This window comes from Micromonospora sp. DT53 (genome assembly GCF_049841535.1).
Classification (GTDB): domain Bacteria; phylum Actinomycetota; class Actinomycetes; order Mycobacteriales; family Micromonosporaceae; genus Micromonospora.
This window is the reverse complement of the sequence record NZ_JBNCKM010000002.1, coordinates 1,038,989-1,056,275: the sequence shown is the minus strand read 5'-3', so window position 1 is coordinate 1,056,275 and position 17,287 is coordinate 1,038,989. Positions and strand designations below refer to the sequence as shown.

Sequence of the window (17,287 nt, the reverse complement as noted above, 5' to 3'; positions counted from 1 at the left end):
TGAATCGCATGACCACGATCCGACCGGACGAGGCGCTGACCCAGGCGTACGACGGGATCACCGCGGTGGTCGGTCGCCTGGACGACGCCGGCCTGCAACGAGCCACCCGCTGCCAGGGCTGGCTCGTCGCCGACCTGCTCCTGCATGTGCTCGGCGACGCCCAGCGGGCGCTCGTCACCCTGGCCAGCCCCGTCGACGGCCCCGCCGACGTCGACGACGTGAGCTACTGGCGTGACTTTCCCGGCAACGACGACGCGGACGCCCGGCACGCCTGGTGGGTCCGCCGGTCAGCTGCCGCCTTCGACCGTCCGAGCGGGATCGTCGACCTCTGGCGGGACACCGCCCCGGCGGCGGTCCGCGCCGCCGCGTCAGCCGACCCCCAGGGGTACGTGACCACGCAGGGACACGTGCTACGCGTACCGGATTTCCTCGCCACCCTGACCACCGAGGCCGCCGTCCACCACCTGGACCTGACGCTGGAACTGCCCGACGCGCCGCCGCCCGGCCCGCTGGCGGTACGCGTCGCGGTAGCGACCATGGACGGCCTACTCAGCGACGACACCGTTCGACCCACCGCGTGGGACGACCACGACTTCCTGCTGAAGGCCACCGGGCGCGTCCCGCTGACCGACCGGGACCGACTGGAGCTGGGCGAGTCGGCTGGCTGGTTCCCACTGCTCGGCTGACCGGTGACCGGTTGCCGCGTCGGTCAGCCGATGGCCATGTCGACGAAGCGGGACAGGTGCAGCTGGGCCGCGACGGTCACGGTGTCGGTAGGCCCATTCCGATGCTTGGCAACAATAAAATCCGCCTCCCCGGCCCGCGGCGACTCCTTGTCGTAGTAGTCGTCGCGGTGCAGAAGGATGACAACGTCGGCATCCTGCTCGATGGAGTTGTGGGTGGCGATGCCATTCGCGATGAAGTTGTGCTTCCCGAGCACGGTCGCGTCGAACACCTCCTGCTCTCCGATCGACTCGATAGAGACGATCGAGTCCCAGAAGATATCGTTCGTGGCGTGCAGGTCCAGGTCGGCTGCATCAAGAACGGCGGCGACCGCCGCCAGCCGGGACCGGCTGGGCGCATGCTTCCAGAGGGTGCTGCCGCAGAACTGGGTGCCGACGGCCTTGGCGAACTCACGGTGAGTCATACCCTGCTCGACCAAGATCTCCTTGACTCTGACCCACACCTCTCGTGGCACGGTGTCGACGTTGGTGTTGCTCTCCGTCAACTCCAGCGCGGCGAGCAGAGCGGAACAGCCCTCCGACCGCTGCCCATAGACGCCAATCTCGCGCAGGAACCTCAACTGGTCATCCCTACCGGAGATGTCGAGCGTGTACTGAGGGCGATGCCCCACGACCGGTACGACCTTCAGACGGGCCGTAATGCCGTACCTCAGGAGCAGTCGAGAGATGTCCTCAAGCATTCGTCGGCTCGTGGACGCGAAATAGACGCGCCCTCCGCGGCCTGAGCCGTTGACGGTCACCGAACCATCCGTGGCCCACAGGTGCCGCAGGAAGGCGGTGATCTGCGCCTTCGGCAGGCTGAAGACGCTCGAAGGGAGAAACTTCTCGTGTGATCTCAGGCCGAAGAGACCCAGGTCGTCCAGCCACGCCGCGATGGGGTTACGCCGACCGCGAGCCAGCCGATAGGGCGCAGGCAGTCGGAGGGTGGTCACCCGCGCCGCCGCATAGTCGTCGCGCACGGCGGTGATCCCGAAGTGCTTCGCCGCTTCCGCGACAGCCTGCAGGTTCAGCTCATCGCCGCTTGCGTATCGGATGGGTTGGCGCCGTACGAACGAGCCGTCGCCCAACAGGTGAGCCAACATGACGACCTCCGCGTCGGCCCATGGGCGGGTAACCATTGGCGGCGGTAGGTGGCGTGGCGTGGCGATGCGATCTCCGGGCGACAACTCACCGAGTGGCACCCAACCGGTGAACGCGAGGAAGGGGTGATTCGCTGTGGCATCGATTTGTTTGCCCGATGCCAGCGTCAGCCGGAACACCTCGCGGCTACCGCTCGGGAAGACGTGGGTCATGGTGCGGGGCGTGTACCGAAGGCTCTCGTCCAACGCCCAGACCGGGATGTCTTTTGCTTTGTTTGACAACAACTCACCGAGCGTGATCTCGGTGTTGTCATCCGCTCGAACCACGCGGGTCTCCGCCGTGAGGCAGCCCGATTCCCGCAGATCGGACAGCTGGGGTCGCTTGTCGGTGCGCTGCTCGGGGCCACGGTTCAGCTGACTGACCGCAATCACCGGGCACTCGACCTCCTTGGCCAACAGCTTCAGGCCACGGGACAGGTCGGCGACCTCCTGCTGGCGGCTCTCGGTGCGCTTCGGCGAGGTCATCAGCTGGAGGTAGTCGACCACGATCATCTTGAGGTCGTGCCGCTGCTTGAGTCGGCGGGCCTTGGCCCGGATCTCCATCAGGTTCATGCTCGGCGTGTCGTCCACGAAGAGCGGCGCCTCGCTGATCTCACCCATGCATCGGGCCAGCTTGGTCCAGTCGTCGTCGGAGAGCTGGCCACTGCGCAGCACGTGCAGCGGCACCCGCGCCTCGGCGGAGAGCAGCCGCATCACGATCTCGACCTTGCTCATTTCCAGCGAGAAGATGGCGGCGGCCTGATTGGCGCGAATCGCAGCATTTCGGGCAAAGTCCATGCTTGCCGTGCTGTTGTGGGTGGGGATCATGGCCCGACTGGCCAGGTAGAGATGCTCGGGGTTGTCGACCGTGACGCACCGGACCGGCACGCTGGGCACCGGCCGGACGTCGACGATGAACCGAGAGGTCGTCCGAACATCCGAGTCGGTGCGGCGGCGTTCGGCGTGCGCATCCCGCTTCCGCTTGAGGCGGAAGACGACGTCCGGCGTGGAGAAGTTCAACATGTACGCGATGGATGAGTCGGGAGTGCGGCCGCGTACCGGCTTGGCGTTGACCGTGCAGCGGTAGCCGAGGCTGACGATGAGTTCGCGCACGTCCTCCGCCAACCGCTTCGAGGTCGACGTGTACTGGAGATTGCCGGCGGGGGCGACGGTCCCATCGGTGTCCATCAGCCCAGCGAGCAACGCCCGGCGCTGGGCCTCGGAGCCGCGCAGATAGACGCCCGGGATGTGCTTGTTACCCGCCACCCCGATCTGACGCAACAGCCCGAGGAAGGACCCGTTCCGGCTGTGGCAGTCGGCGCACTTCATGGTCGCTGGATTCTCACGCAACGCCCGGGTCGAAATGCCGCAGTCCACGCAGACGCCGATTCCACGAGCGGCAGGCATGGACGGCACCAGGATGGTGTAGAGCATCGGTCCGCTGGGCCGGACGGTGAACCCGTCCGCCTCGACGTGCGTGACCATCTCCGGGTCCGCGGTGGTGAAGCGGCTGGCGCTGGTGTGGCCGTCACCGAGCCACGCCCCCAACGTGTAGGGCGGAATCAGTAGATCCTGGCCGGGAAGCTGAAGGGGTGCGCTGTTCAGTACAGCGTGGTTGAGCCGGCGTTCGACGGAGTCGGTACGCAGCGTGGCCGCGATTTCGGCAGTGGTGACGACGCCGTCGTGGTCGGCGCGGCTGCCAGCATTGACCTCCCGCTCGGCTCGCTCCAGAAGCGCGCTCAAGAGCGGACCGGCCGGATACCCGGGCGCCGTCCAGTTCTGTGGCTTGCCGTTGCGGACGATGGGACGGCTGATCCGGCCAACCGACCCGACCTCACGGGCGACGGTGTGCAGGACATGCCGGAACTCCGGCCCTACCTGCTCGGTTGTGTCGAAGAGTGTGATCGGCTGGTTCCGCAGGGGGCTCAGCCGCTCATGTGCCGCACGTACGTTTGCCAGCGAAGATTCGGGCCAGTGCCGCCTCTGCCGCGCCGGTTCCTGTCGCCGGATCGCCCGCGTGGTCGTCTTCCACAAGTGCTCAGCGTCCGCCACGATGACGGTGCCGTCGGAGAACTCGACCTCGTAGCAGGGACGGTCGCGCATCACGTCGAAGGCGTGTGTGACAGTGGTCGGTGAGCCGTCCGCAGCCAGTAGCTGATCGCCCGCCTTGACCTCGCCCATCGTGGTCCAGCCGTTCGGGGTCGGCAGTGGGGTGTCGAGCGCGAGCGCCTTGCCCAAACCCGGCCTTCCGGCCACGATGATCAGCTGTCCGGCGTGCAGGCCGTTGAGCAGTCGGTCCAGGTCGCTGAAGCCGGTCGGCACGCCGGTCATCATGCCGCCGGTCGCGCCCACCGCCTCGATCTCGTCCAGGGTCGGCTGCAACATGTCGGCCAGGACGGCGAAGTCCTCGCTGACCCGGCGTTCGGTGACGTCGTAGACGGCCTGTTGGGCCAGGTCGACGACGTCGTCCACGTCGCGGCTGCCGCCGCTGGCGGTGCCGTAGCCCAACTGCACGATCTTGGTGCCGGCCTCGACCAGCCGGCGCAGCACGGCCCGCTCACTGACGATGCGGGCGTAGTACGCCGCGTTCGCGGCGGTGGGCACGCTGGCGATGAGAGTGTGCAGGTACGGCGCCCCACCGATGCGTACCAGATCCCCGGAGTCGGCGAGCGCCGCCGCGACGGTGATCGAGTCGGCCGGCTCACCGCGGCCGTAGATGTCGAGGATGATGTCGAAGATGGTGGCGTGCACCGGCCGGTAGAAGTCGTTGGTCTTGAGGATCTCGACGACGTCGGCGATGGCGTCCTTGGAGAGCAGCATGCCGCCGAGGACGCACTGCTCGGCGGCGACGTCCTGGGGCGGGGTCTTGTCGAACTGGCCGTCCCGCTGCGAAGGCGATTGGCCTCCGCCGGAGCGTGGCTCTGCCCGCATGTCGTCGGTGACCGACACGGGTCCCCCCTCCACTGCGCCGGATCCAGTCCCAGCTCTACCGCTGGGGTACGACACTTCCGTCCGACCGGGCCGGTCGATCGGGGGCCATCGCCGGCGGTCGAGGGCCAACCATACGGACCCCGAGGTCAGAGACTCAACAACGCCGGTGGACGAGCCTCGGGACAACCTGTGGATCCCGGGGGACAGCATGTGCGCAGCGTGTGCACAGCCTGTGGACAACCATTGGGGAATTCTCAGCTGCAAGTCGTTGACCTGCGAAAACATGCTCCCCAGCCTGTGGAGGAGAATATTTCGGTCAGGCCTGTGACACGATCGTCCCGTACTATCTCCAGCGAACGGCTACACCTGGACAGCGGATTCCGCTTTCGGTTCAGAAGGGTCACACTCCGGCCGTGAATTACCGGGACTGGGGACGCGGCGACGGCAGCCCGCGCGAGCGCCAGCCAACCGCCTCGTGGGGTGAGCGCGCGGCGCCTGTTCCGGTTGATCCCTACGACGAGGACGGGCGCTACCGCACCTCCAGCCGCAGGCGTGCGTTGGACCGCGGCCAGGACGAGCCTGTCGACGCCTACCTGCCCCGGTGGGCGTTGGAGTCAGGGGTCCGGCACGCGGACGGCGGCGGTCGCCACGCCGCACCTGACGAGGACGAGGACGAGCCCGAGCGGCCGACGTCCGGCGCGGGCCGGAGGTCCGCCGAGCCGTCGAGTGGTCGGCGGCGGGGCAACGAGACGCGTCGACGCGAGCAGGCAGCGATCGGCCCGGCACCCGACTCGGACCACACCCGAGAGTGGACGCTCGACCGGCCGCAGGATCAGGGGTACGCCGGCCGCCGACGGGCCGACGCCGGGGAGGACGAGCCGGTCTCTGGCACCGCCTCGGACCGGCGTCCCCGCCGCGCATCCGTTGGCCGTCCGCAGGTGATCTGGTCGGGCGGGGAGTCGGATCCCGCCCCGACCGAGCAGGTTCCGGAGCAGGAGCCGAGCCGTCCCAGCCGGCGTAGCCGACGTGCGGCAGAGGAGTCCTGGTCCCGTCCGGCGGCCGACCCGTGGGCCCGCGGCTCGGAGCGGGTGGCGGAGCCCGAACCGTCGTACCCGCCCGCGGTGGACCCGTGGGACGCCTCGGGCGTGCACGCGTGGCCGCCTGCGGCCGGCGCGGATGGCGGGGACCTGAGCGGGCAGTGGTCGGCGGTGGAGAGCGTCGGTGGCTGGGAGCGGTCGGACCGCACCGGCCAGTGGGAGCGGTCCGCGATCGAGGATGAGCAGCTGGACCGTACGCTGCCGCCGCGCTCTGATCGGGCGGTGGCGGCCGAGGGGTGGCCGAGCCGGGAAGACGGATTCTGGTCCGGCACTCGGCTGGCCGATGACGACCCGCGGTGGGCGGATCCTCCGACGTCGGCGCCCCGGTCTCCGGTGGTGGGATACACCGCTCCACGACCGCGCAGCGCGCCTGCGCCGCGTGCGGGTTCGGGTTCGGGTGCGCCCTCCCGGCGTCGGGCGGACCGGCCGGCGGTAGGAACGGCGTCGGTACGTCGGCGGGTCGAGTCGGCGGCCACGGGTGCGTGGGCGCGGCGGCTGGAGGACGACCTGCTGGACCCGGATCCGGGTGGGTCGGTCCGGCCACTGCTGTACACGGCGGCCTGTTACCTGGTGCCGGCGATGCTGATCTTCGTCTGGTTGTTGACGTTGGACAGCCAGGCGCCAGCTGGTTGTGTGACCGACATCAGCGGGGGCGGGTGCGACTCGGCCCGGTCCCGGGCATTGGAGTCACTCCTGGCCGGTTCGCCGCGCTTCGGATTGGCGCTGGTGAGCAGTCTGGTGGTGGCGGCGCTGCTGCGGCGGGTCGGCACGACGTGGCGCTCGGCGACCATCGCGGTCGCCGCCGCGGTGGTGGGCGGCGGCCTCTCCACGGTGCTGATCAGCGCGGTGACAGGCCAGCCCATCGGATGACCCGGCGGGCCCGGCCGGGGCCAGACCGGCGGGGCCAGGGCCGGCGGGGGCCAGGGCCGGCGGGGGCCAGGGCCGGGCGGGGCCAGGGCCGGGCGGGGCCAGGGCCGGGCGGGGCCAGGGCCGGGCGGGGCCAGGGCCGGGCGGGGCAGGCCGGACGAGGGCGGGCGGTGCCGCGTCGGACGACGTACGCACGAGGGCCCGCACCGATCGCTCGGTGCGGGCCCTCGTGGTGGTGTTGCGGACGTCAGCCCTGAACGACGTTCAGGTTGAACGACGCGGTCACCTCGGGGTGCAGCTTGATCTTCACCGGGTAGGCGCCTGTCGACTTGATGTGACCGGGCACCTCCAGCCGACGCCGGTCGAGGACCGGGCCGCTGGCCGCCTTGACGGCGTCGACGATCTCGGCCGGGGTGACCGAGCCGAAGAGCCGTCCGCCGTCGCCGGCGCGGACCTTCAGGTTGACCTTGAGACCCTCGAGCTGAGCCTTGACCTCGTTGGCGTGGTCGAGGTCGCGGATCTCGCGGGCCCCACGGGCCCGCTTGATGACCGTGACCTGCTTTTCCGCGCCCTTGGTCCAGGCGATCGCGAAGCCCTGCGGCAGCAGGTAGTTACGGCCGTAGCCGTTCTTGACCTCGACGATGTCGCCTGGGGCACCGAGGCCGGACACTTCCTGAGTCAGGATGATCTTCATATCGGTGCCTCCTCTCAGCGGGTGGTGGCCGTGTACGGCAGGAGCGCCATCTCACGGGCGTTCTTGACCGCACGGGCGATCTGCCGCTGCTGCTGCGAGGTAACGCCCGTCACCCGACGAGCGCGGATCTTGCCGCGATCGGAGATGAACTTGCGCAGCAGCGCGGTGTCCTTGTAATCGATGTAGGCGATCCCGTCCTTGTCGAGCGGGTTCACCTTCTTCTTGGGCTTGCGCAGTGCCGCAGCCTTGGCCGTTGCACGTGCTCCTGGTTTGCGATCGCGAGCGCTAGGCGCCATTAGAACGGTGGCTCCTCGTCAAAATTGGCGCCCGAACCAGCACGCGCGGGAGAGGGAGAGGGAGCAGCCGAAGCCCAGGGGTCGTCGAAGTTGCCTCCGCCGCCGCCCTGGTTGCCACCGCCACCGCCGCCACCGAAGCCGCCGCCACCGCCGCCGGAGCGGGACATCTTCTGCACCTTCGCCGTGGCGTAGCGCAGCGACGGGCCGATCTCGTCGACCTCAAGCTCGATGACAGTGCGCTTCTCACCCTCGCGGGTCTCGTACGACCGCTGACGCAGCCGGCCCGACACGATCACCCGAGCGCCACGCTGCAGCGACTCGGCGACGTGCTCGGCGGCCTGCCGCCACACGGTGCATGCGAGGAACAGCGGCTCGCCGTCCTTCCATTCGTTCGACGCCTTGTCCATGAAACGGGGCGTCGAAGCGACTCGGAACTTGGCGACCGCAGCCCCGGAGGGGGTGAACCGCAACTCGGGGTCATCGGTCAGATTGCCGATGACCGTGATGGTGGTGTCTCCTGCCATGACCATCTCCTCGCGCACTCAGCGTCTCGTCGTACAGGCTCGCAGAGCCGTACGACAGAGTCGTGGAGGCTGATCCGGACGAACCGGGGTTGGATGCTCTAGCGCATTTCCGGTCGGATGACCTTGGTGCGCAGCACGGACTCGTTGAGGCGCAGCTGACGGTCCAGCTCGGCCACCGCAGCAGGCGTGGCCTGCAGGTCGATGACGGCGTAGATGCCCTCAGCCTTTTTGTTGATCTCGTACGCGAGGCGCCGACGGCCCCACACGTCGGTCTTCTCAACCGAGCCACCCGCGGTCCGAATCACGTTCAGGTACGTGTCGAGCGACGGTGCGACGGTGCGCTCCTCGAGGCTGGAGTCGAGGATGACCATTAGTTCGTAGTGACGCAAGACGTGCTCACCTCCTATGGGCTAAGCGGCCACGGTCCTTCCGTGGCAGGAGGTCTTGTGTCGCTGCCCGCACGCGCCGGGGGAACCCGGCCGGACGCGGACAACCTGACCAGGATACCCGGTCCCAACGATCATGCCCGGGGTGGTCAGGGCCGTGCCGGGACGTGCCGACGGGGGCCCACCGCACGACCGTCAATCGGCCGGTGGTGGACCCCCGTCTACGAGGCCGCGGGGCGTCCGGTCCGCATTCCTTGGGTGGGACCTGGGGAGGAACGACCACACCGATGAGGTTGGACCGAAGACGCCCCGCGGAGCTTTATCGTGTTGTTATCTGACGATACAACAGCACTCGTACCGTGTCGGGGGGAAAAGCACAATTTTCCGAGATTCGTCTTCGCTCGGTAGCAGCTGTGCGAAGGGGCCGCCCCCGCCGTGCCGGGCCGCACGGCGGGAGTGACCTCGCTGTCGGCCGTCGACCGCCGGTCGCCGTGTGCGACGCTCACGTCGCTGGCGGCACCGGGATGCTGGTCGCCGGTTCTAACCCATCAACGATCGTCGGTCCCTCCGGTGACGCGACACCGGCCCGGCCGTCGCCCCGACCGTCGGGGTCGCGACGTAGGCTCGCTCGCATGCGTATCGGAGCCCATGTCGACTCGACCGACCCGCTGGCGGAGGCGGCCGCCCGGTCCGCCGACACCGTTCAGTTCTTCCTCTCCGACCCTCAGGGTTGGAAGGCGCCCAAGCCTCGCGAAGATGCCGAACGGCTGCGCGCTGCCGAGGTCGACCTCTACGTGCACGCGCCGTACGTCATCAACGTGGCCACTCTCAACAACCGCATCCGGATCCCGAGCCGAAAGCTGCTGCTCGGGCACGCCAACGCGGCCGCCGCCATCGGCGCCAAGGGCCTGATCGTGCACGGCGGGCATGTCAACGCGGGCGACGACCTGGCCGTCGGCTTCGACAACTGGCGCAAGACCTTCGCGTACGCGGCGGACTCCGGCGGTTTCGGCGTGCCGGTCCTGATCGAGAACACCGCCGGTGGCGACAACGCCTGCGCCCGTCGGCTGGACGCGCTCGCCCGACTCTGGGACGCCATCGGTGACCACGAGGTCGGCTTCTGCCTGGACACCTGCCACGCGTACGCGGGCGGCGAGGAGCTGCTCGGCCTGGTCGACCGGGTCAAAGCGATCACCGGGCGCATCGACCTGGTGCACGCCAACAACTCCAAGGGCGCGTTCAACTCCGGCCAGGACCGACACGACAACCTGGGCGGCGGGACGATCGACCCGGAACTGGTGGTGGCGGTGATCCGGGCAGCCGGCGCGCCGGTGGTCGTCGAGACACCGGGCGGGGTGACCGGCCAAGCCGCCGACATCGACTTTCTGCGTGCGCAGCTCGGCGCGGAGAGTCCTGCGGCATGACGAGCGGACAGCCCGGGACCGGCAACGCCCGGCCCACCCCGACCGGCGCGGACGCCGAGAGCCGGTCCGCCACCACGGCCGCGGCGGGTGCACTCACCCAGCCGGCTCGCACCTCCGACAAGGTCCCCACCGAGACCGCCGCGGGTCAGTCGCCAGCGCGCGACGGCGGAGCGACCGGAGCCGTCCCGAACGGCGACCCCGCGACCAGCAGGCCCGCCAAGAGGAACGCGGCGCGGCGCGGCGACAAGAGAGGCAAAGCGGCCAAGCAGGACGGCGCCGCCAAGCAGGACGCTGCAATCAAGCAGGGCACCGCCGACAAGCAGGGCACCTCCGACAAGCAGGGCACCGCCGACAAGCAGGACGCCGTCGAGGACGGCACCGCAACCAGCGACAGCACACCCAAAGACAGCGACGCATCCAAGAGCAGCGACGCCTCCAAGAGCAGCGCCCCGGCCAAGAGCAGCGCCCCGGCCAAGGACGGCGAGGCGGTGGGCGGCGCGGCCACGGACGGCGAACCGGCCAAGGGCGCGGAGACGGGTGACGCCGACGGCAAGGACAAGGCCGACGGCAAGACGAAGCCGGTCGGCCCGGAGCGTTGGGAGGCGTTCGCCTCCGCGCCGGAGCCGCGGCCCTCCATCTTCAGTCGGGCGAGCCGAGCCGTCGGCCGGTTCCTGATCCACGAATGGACCCTGGCCGCCCTCGGCGCGTTGGCACTGGCCGTGCTGATGACCTGGCCGACGCTGCGCTATCCGCGCTACACCCTCCCGCAGGACTACTGGGACCCGAGCCTGCAGGCCTGGCAGATGGCCTGGTCCGGGCACATCCTGCTGGCCGACCCGGCGCGCCTGTGGCAGTCCAACACGTTCTTCCCCGAGCTGTGGAGCTTCGCGTTCTCCGACACGCTGCTCGGGTACGCCCCGGCCGGAATGCTCGGCAGCGGCCCCGAGGACGCCGTGCTGCGCTACAACATCATGTTCGTGCTGGCGCACGCGCTCGCCACGCTCGGGGCGTACGCGCTGGCCCGGCAGCTCGGGGCTGGCCGGATCGGTGCGGCCGTCGCCGGGGTGAGCTACACCTACGCGCCGTGGCTGCTGGCCCAGGCCGGGCACCTGCACGTGCTCTCCAACGGGGGGATCCCGCTGGCGCTGGCGATGTTGGCGCGCGGGCACGGGTGGTCCCTCCGACACGGCTACCGGCCGGAGCGCCGGCATGACGGTTGGGTCTACGCCGGTTGGCTGGTGGCGGCCTGGCAACTCAGCCTCGGTTTCGGCATCGGGCTGCCCTTCGCGTACTTCCTGGCCGGCGCGGTGCTGGTCGCCGCCGTCCTCTTCTTCGCGCGGCGGCTGCGCACCGGGCAGGCCGTTCCGTTCGGTCGCCGGTTGTTCGCCGCCGACGTGCTCGGCGGGGTGTTGTTCGCCGGTGTCGGTCTGCTGATGGCGTTCCCGTTCTTCAAGGTGACCGAGCTGCACCCGTACGCCGAGCGCACCATCGGCGACGTCAGCCTCTTCTCGCCGCCGGCGTCGGGCTTCGTGACGGCGCCCGCGGAGTCGCGGATCTGGGGCGGGTTGCACGAGGGGGCCCGGGCGGCACTGCCGTGGCACCCGGAAATGACTCTGCTGCCGGGCTTCGTGCTCTACGCGCTCGCCGCGGGCGGGCTGTTCTTCTCGGTCTGGCGGCTGCGGCACCGGCTGTTGCTGCTCGCTGGGGTGCTGGTGACGATGGCCTTCGCGATGGGCACCCGCTTCTTCGACGGCACCTTCACCTACGTGCCGCTCTTCGAGCACCTGCCGGGCTGGAGCGCGCTGCGTACCCCCGGGCGGTTGATGCTCTGGACCACGTTGTTGCTCGCCCTGCTCGCGGCGGGCGCGGTCACCGCGCTCACCGACCGGGTCCGCGAGTTGACCGCGCAGCGGATCCCGTCGTGGCCGGGGCCGTGGCTGCGGATGGCGACCCTGCTGCCGCTGTTGCTGGTCACCGTCGAGGGCCTGAACACCACCCCGCATCCGGTGGTGCCGACCCAGCCGGCCGCGATGCGTTCGGCGGAGGGGCCGTTGTTGGTGCTGCCCAGCAATCAGAGCCTGGACCAGCACGTCATGCTCTGGTCGACAAGCGGGTTCCCCGACGTGGTCAACGGTGGCAGCGGCTTCACGCCACGCCAGCTCGACGACGTCCGTCGGGTGAGCCAGTCGTTCCCGGACCAGACGAGCGTCGACTACCTGCGCACGCTCGGCGTCCGCACGGTGGTGCTGCTGCGCGGCCAGGTCACCGGCACACCGTGGGAGATCAACATCGACGCGCCTGTCGAATCGCTCGGCATCAGCCGGCAGGACGTCGGCGACGCTGTCGTCTACCGCCTGTGAAGCTTTAGGGCGGGTTTTCGGGGGAGCCCGCCCGACTCCGGGCGGTCAGGCTTGATCCCCACGCCGGGCGGGCTCCCCCGAAAACCCTGACCTCGTCCGGGCCGCGTCGGCCGGTGGGGTCAGGTGGTGATGGGTTCCACGGAGGGCTCACTTCTCGCGGGGCGGCGCCAGCGGTCCACCCAGGGGGCGTCTGGTGCGCCGTCGAGAACGCCGCCGTCCGGATCGTCCGGGTAGGTGGCCCGCACCGCGTCCTGCTCGGGGTGCAGGATCTCCTTCACGACGAACACGCAGAGCACCACCACGGTGGCCAGCCGCAGCGTCGAGGCCAGCACGAACACGCCCTCCGGGAAGACCGGACGGCTGGTTGCCGCGCCGAGCAGTTCCCCGTAGAAGGCGACGAAGTAGCAGACCTCGGCGATCTGCCAGGCCAGGAATGCGCCCCACTTCGGTCGGGCCAGCACCACCAGGGGCAGCAGCCAGAGCACGAACTGCTGCGACCAGACCTTGCTGAAGATGAGGAACGCGGCGACCACCAGGAAGGCGAGCTGAGCCAGCCGCGGTCGGCGCGGCGCCCGCAGCGCCAGCACGGCGACGCCGAGGCAGGCCAGCCCGAACAGCGCGTACGAGATGGTGTTGAGGGCGGGGATGTTGGCGTTGAGCCACTCGAACGGGCCGAGGTTGGCGGGGTCGTTGCCGACCTTGCCGTCCAGGTAGCGCCCGATGTACCAGAGCGTTCCCCAGTCGATCGGTCGGGTGGTGTTCAGCTCGAAGAACCGGTCCCAGTTCTCCGGGTACGCGCGCGCGGCCGGCAGGTTGACCAGTACCACGGCCGCGATCGCCGTCCCGGTGGCGATGAGCGCGGCACGTATCCGGTCGGCTCGCAGCGCGAGGATGAGGATCGGCCCGAGCAGGAACAACGGCCATAGCTTCGCCGCGCCGGCGAGCCCGAGCAGCACGCCGGCCGCCGCCGGTCGTTTTCGAGCCCAGGCCAGAAGGCCGAAGGCGGCCAGCCCGATGGCGAGCAGGTCCCAGTTGACGGTGGCGGTGAGCACCAACGCCGGGGCGAGTGCGAACAACGCCGCGTCCCAGGGTCGTCGGCGGCGCAACGCCAGGATCACCCCCACCGTGGCCACCGCGAGCGCGCCCAGCACCAGCGCGTTGAGGTTGTAGAACCACTGGCCCTGGTTGATGCTCGGGTCGCCGTCACCGATGGCGTGCACCGGCAGGCCCAGCGCGCCCATGAAGTAACCGGTCAGCACCGGGTACTCGACCGGGTGGTCGCGGTAGGGCACCTTGCCCTCGTTGAGCCCTTCGGCGTAGTAGAGGGCGAGGACGTCGGTGTAGCAGAACCGGGTGTACTGGACGTTGTTCTGCCAGGCGCCGTTCTGGCAGGGCGATTTCTGCACCCAGTGCAGCGCGAGCGTGAGGCACACGAGCGCCAGCACGATCCGCACGGCCGTCCAGAAGCGACGTTCGCCACTGGCCGGTCGGTCCAGCGCGGTCGCGTGGTCGCCCAGCGGGCCGCCGATGACGCCGGAGATTCCGCGGACGAACCCGTCCGAGCGGGACGGGTGATCAGTGGTGCCGGCGTCGTCGATGCCGGGCGTCGACTGGGTGCTCATGAAGAGGCATCCTGCCGTACGACAGGGGTGCTCGTCCCGTCCCGGCGCGGAGTTCCGGGTACGAAAACGCCGCCGCCGGCCGGGACCTGTCGTCCGGCCGGCGGCGGCGTCGTGTGCTGGCGCGTGTCAGTCCCGGTTGGGTGGCAGGCTGGGCAACAGCCCGCCGCCAGCACCACCGTTTCCGCCGCCCCCGGGATTGCCGCCAGGGTTGCCACCAGGATTACCGCCGGGGTTGCCCCCAGGGTTGCCGCCGGGATTGCCCCCAGGGTTGCCGCCCCCGTTTTGGCAGAACAGGTCGATAAGCGGGTTACAGGGAGGGTTCTGACCCCCCGGGTTGGTCGGTGGCGGCGGCGGTGGTGGTGGCTGCGGCGCTTCACCGTTTCCGGCGTCCTTGTCGCCGATGTTCGCCGCCGGCGGGAAGTCGAGCTTCGGTTTGCCCTTCAGCGCCTCGTTCATGAACCGCTCCCAGATTGCACCGGGGAGGTTGCCACCGCTGACCTTGGTGTGACCGTCCTTGAGGATGAGCGGCTTCCGGGCCTGCACGTTGCCCACCCACACGGCGGTGGCCAACTGCGGCGTGTAACCGATCATCCAGGCGTCGCCGTTGTCCTCGCTGCCGTCCTTGAGTTCCCAGGTGCCGGTCTTGGAGGCTGCCTTGCGGCCGTCGTCGAGCCGGTGGTTGACGGCCGCCGGGTAGTCCTCCAGCACCGACGTCACGTCGTCCACCACGCTCTTCTCGATCCTCCGCTTCGAGTCGAGCTTCTCGCTGTAGACCTTGTCCCACTTACCTGTGGTCGGGTTCTGCTTCTCCACCGAGTACAGGAAGTGGGCCTTGTTGTAGACGCCCCCGTTGGCGAACGTGGCGACGCCGTTGGCGTGGTCCAGCACGGTGATCGGGTACTGACCGTAGCCGACCACGTTGAAGAACGGCTCCGGCGTGATGTCCTTCGGGTCGCTCTTGGTCAGGTCGTAGGCCTTCGCCGGGTTGGTGTCGGTGCGCCACATGGCGGTGACGCCCGCCTGCTTGGCCATGTCCACGACCTTGTCCGCGCCGATCTCCTCGGTGACGTAGTAGAACGGCACGTTCAGGGACTTGAGCGTGGACACCCGCAGCGTGCAGGAGTTGCCGCAGGAGGGGTTGTCGGTGCCGGCGTTGCTGACCTTGAAGGTGCCCTCCGGCTTGAAGGCCTTGCCCTTCCAGCGAGACTCGAGCGCCTTCTTCTCCTTGAGCGCGGCCGCCAGGGTGTAGATCTTGAAGCTTGAACCGGGCGAGTGACCGCCGCTGATCGCCCCGGTGGAGTCGGTGTTCTTGCCGGCGTAGTCGGTGCCGGTGCCGTTGTCACCGCCGTAGTACGCGACGACCCGACCGTTCGTGGGGTCGATCGACACCACCGCGGCCATGATGTTGCTTCGCTGACCGGCCAACTCCGAGCCCTTGGACTTGCGCTGGGCCGTCGCGACCGCCGCCGCCTGAATCTTGGTATCGACTGTGGTCCGGATTCGGTAACCGCCGGCCATCAACGCCTGGGAGCACAGCGGCTTGGCATCTGTCACCTCTGCGTCCTTCTCGACGCAGATGCCCCTGTCCCGCATCTCTTGCCGGACGTAGTTGATGACATTGCCGTACGGGGTGTCGACGCCGAAGTCGACGCCGATGCCGCCCTTCTTCGGGGCCTTGAGGGTCTTCGTCGGGTACGCGGCAGGCCGCGGCTCCTTGCCGGGCACGCCGAGCCAGCCCTCCTTGACCATGCCCTCGATCACGTAGGTCCAGCGGTCCTGGGCGGCGGTCGGGTTGATCGCCGGGTCGAATCCCTGGTGGGTGGAGCTGGGCTCCGGCTGCTTGATCAGGGCCGCGAGCACCGCACCTTCGGCCGGATCGAGCTTGCTCACCGACTTGCCGAAGTAGGTCTGCGCCGCGGCCTCGATGCCGTAGGCACCCCGGCCGAAGTAGATCACGTTGAGGTAGTGCTGCATGATCTCTGGCTTCGTGTACTCGTCGTTGAGCTTGGAGGCGAAGATCGCCTCCTTCACCTTCCGGGCGTACGTGTCGTCCTTCAGGTTGTCGTAGGCGTTACGCGCGTACTGCTGGGTGATGGTGGAGGCACCCTGCTTGTCGCCGCCGGAGAGGTTGTTCCAGCCGGCGCGGGCGATGCCCTTGTAGTCCACACCGGAGTGTCGGTAGAAGTTCCGATCCTCGGCTGCGGCCACCGCGTTCTGCACGTACTCCGGAATCTGGTCGATGGTGACCAGGGTTCGGTTCTGATCGCCCACCTTGGCGATGATCGTCTTGTTGTCGAAGGCGTACAGGGTGGTCGCCTGCGGCGGCGTGATCTCGTCCGGAAGCACCACGCTTGTCGAGTAGTAGGTGAACCCGACCACGCCGATGCCGGCGAGCATGATGAAGACGGCGAACCCGGCGATCAGCAGGTTCATCCGCTTGCGCTTCTTCGCCCGCGCCGCAGCGCCCGAGTCACCCGGACCACGACCGCCCCGACCTGGACCGCCCGGCCCACCCGGCCCGTTGGGCCCACCGGGGCCGCCCGGCCCACCGGAGACCGGTGACACGCTCGCCCTGGCGACCGCCGCACGGCCACCGACCGAGGCGGAGCCGACGCTGGCCCGGCCCGCCGAGGCGGTGCCGACCGAGGCCGCACCGACGGAGGCGGCACCGACCACGGCCCGACCTGCCGGTGCGCCCGGCGCCGGGGAGACGGGTACCGACGCCCGACCGGCGCCGGCGCGGCCAGCGGCCACACCCGGTGCCGGGGACACCGGCACCGACGCCCGACCGGCCCGACCGGCCGCTGCCGAACCCACCGAGGCGGAACCGGCGGCCGCACCGCCACGCGGCGGCACCGAGGCCGCACCACCGACAGTGGCGCGACCACCGGCGGCCCGCGGCGTCACCGAGGCGCGGCCCGGGGTTGCCGCGCCGCCCTCCGAGGCTGACCAGCCGCTCCCACCGGAGTCACCGCCGGGCCGGCGGTACGCGTCGTCCGCGCCCGGTCCGGGGTCACCGTCTGGACCCGAGTACTGGGTCCGTCCGCGCGCAGAACTGGGATCGCCGTACGAGTTCATTCCTCACACCCTGCCGGTCGCGGTGGGGCGCAGCTGCGCCGCCACCGGGTTGCCGTGAGTTGCTTCACCCGGGGCGCCGGCACGCGGGTGCCAGCCGACCAGGGTCATTGCCGTATCAATCGGGCCAATCGGACCAACAAGCGGTCG

The 17,287-nt window shown here is 69.6% G+C and carries 12 protein-coding genes; 5 read left to right on the top strand and 7 right to left on the bottom strand.

Features of this window, described 5'->3' with window-relative positions:
- The first annotated feature begins 8 nt into the window (after positions 1–8).
- Positions 9–686: a maleylpyruvate isomerase N-terminal domain-containing protein gene (locus ACLQ3B_RS10720; protein ID WP_425779560.1), complete on the top strand. Its 678-nt coding sequence runs from the start codon at positions 9–11 to the stop codon at positions 684–686.
- 23 nt (positions 687–709) lie between these two features.
- Here the strand turns inward: ACLQ3B_RS10720 and ACLQ3B_RS10715 are convergent, their stop codons facing one another.
- Positions 710–4,681 (bottom strand): replicative DNA helicase, encoded by a 3,972-nt coding sequence (locus tag ACLQ3B_RS10715; protein ID WP_425779883.1) that lies wholly within the window; start codon positions 4,679–4,681, stop codon positions 710–712.
- Positions 4,682–5,205: 524 nt separating this feature from the next.
- Here ACLQ3B_RS10715 and ACLQ3B_RS10710 point away from each other — a divergent pair.
- The gene (locus tag ACLQ3B_RS10710) at positions 5,206–6,759 is read left to right on the top strand and encodes a hypothetical protein (protein ID WP_425779558.1); all 1,554 of its coding nucleotides are present in this window, start codon (positions 5,206–5,208) and stop codon (positions 6,757–6,759) included.
- A gap of 244 nt (positions 6,760–7,003) precedes the next feature.
- Here ACLQ3B_RS10710 and rplI read toward each other — a convergent pair whose 3' ends face one another.
- The 4 genes from rplI to rpsF form a co-directional block, all read right to left on the bottom strand.
- Complete coding sequence (rplI, locus tag ACLQ3B_RS10705) at positions 7,004–7,450, bottom strand: 50S ribosomal protein L9 (protein ID WP_425779556.1); 447 nt, start codon at positions 7,448–7,450, stop codon at positions 7,004–7,006.
- A 14-nt stretch (positions 7,451–7,464) separates the two neighbouring features.
- The gene (rpsR, locus tag ACLQ3B_RS10700) at positions 7,465–7,746 is read right to left on the bottom strand and encodes a 30S ribosomal protein S18 (protein ID WP_051723758.1); all 282 of its coding nucleotides are present in this window, start codon (positions 7,744–7,746) and stop codon (positions 7,465–7,467) included.
- Entirely contained in the window at positions 7,746–8,288 is a 543-nt protein-coding gene (locus ACLQ3B_RS10695) for a single-stranded DNA-binding protein (RefSeq protein WP_196928964.1), read from the bottom strand. The genes rpsR and ACLQ3B_RS10695 overlap by 1 nt, the downstream gene beginning before the upstream one ends.
- 80 nt (positions 8,289–8,368) lie before the next feature.
- On the bottom strand, positions 8,369–8,659 hold the full coding sequence (gene rpsF / locus ACLQ3B_RS10690; protein WP_036391391.1) for a 30S ribosomal protein S6: 291 nt from the start codon (positions 8,657–8,659) through the stop codon (positions 8,369–8,371).
- Between the two features lie 629 nt (positions 8,660–9,288).
- Here rpsF and ACLQ3B_RS10685 point away from each other — a divergent pair.
- A complete protein-coding gene (locus tag ACLQ3B_RS10685; RefSeq protein ID WP_425779554.1) occupies positions 9,289–10,080 on the top strand; it encodes a deoxyribonuclease IV in 792 nt (263 codons plus the stop codon).
- Positions 10,077–12,440: a hypothetical protein gene (locus tag ACLQ3B_RS10680; RefSeq protein WP_425779552.1), complete on the top strand. Its 2,364-nt coding sequence runs from the start codon at positions 10,077–10,079 to the stop codon at positions 12,438–12,440. The genes ACLQ3B_RS10685 and ACLQ3B_RS10680 overlap by 4 nt, the downstream gene beginning before the upstream one ends.
- Positions 12,441–12,559: 119 nt before the next feature.
- Here the strand turns inward: ACLQ3B_RS10680 and ACLQ3B_RS10675 are convergent, their stop codons facing one another.
- Complete coding sequence (locus ACLQ3B_RS10675; protein ID WP_425779550.1) at positions 12,560–14,062, bottom strand: glycosyltransferase family 87 protein; 1,503 nt, start codon at positions 14,060–14,062, stop codon at positions 12,560–12,562.
- Between the two features lie 126 nt (positions 14,063–14,188).
- Complete coding sequence (locus ACLQ3B_RS10670) at positions 14,189–16,495, bottom strand: transglycosylase domain-containing protein (protein WP_425779548.1); 2,307 nt, start codon at positions 16,493–16,495, stop codon at positions 14,189–14,191.
- Between ACLQ3B_RS10670 and ACLQ3B_RS10665 the strand changes: the two genes are divergently transcribed.
- Entirely contained in the window at positions 16,458–17,198 is a 741-nt protein-coding gene (locus tag ACLQ3B_RS10665) for a hypothetical protein (RefSeq protein ID WP_425779546.1), read from the top strand. The two genes, ACLQ3B_RS10670 and ACLQ3B_RS10665, sit on opposite strands and share 38 nt — an antisense overlap.
- The last annotated feature ends 89 nt before the right edge of the window (positions 17,199–17,287 follow it).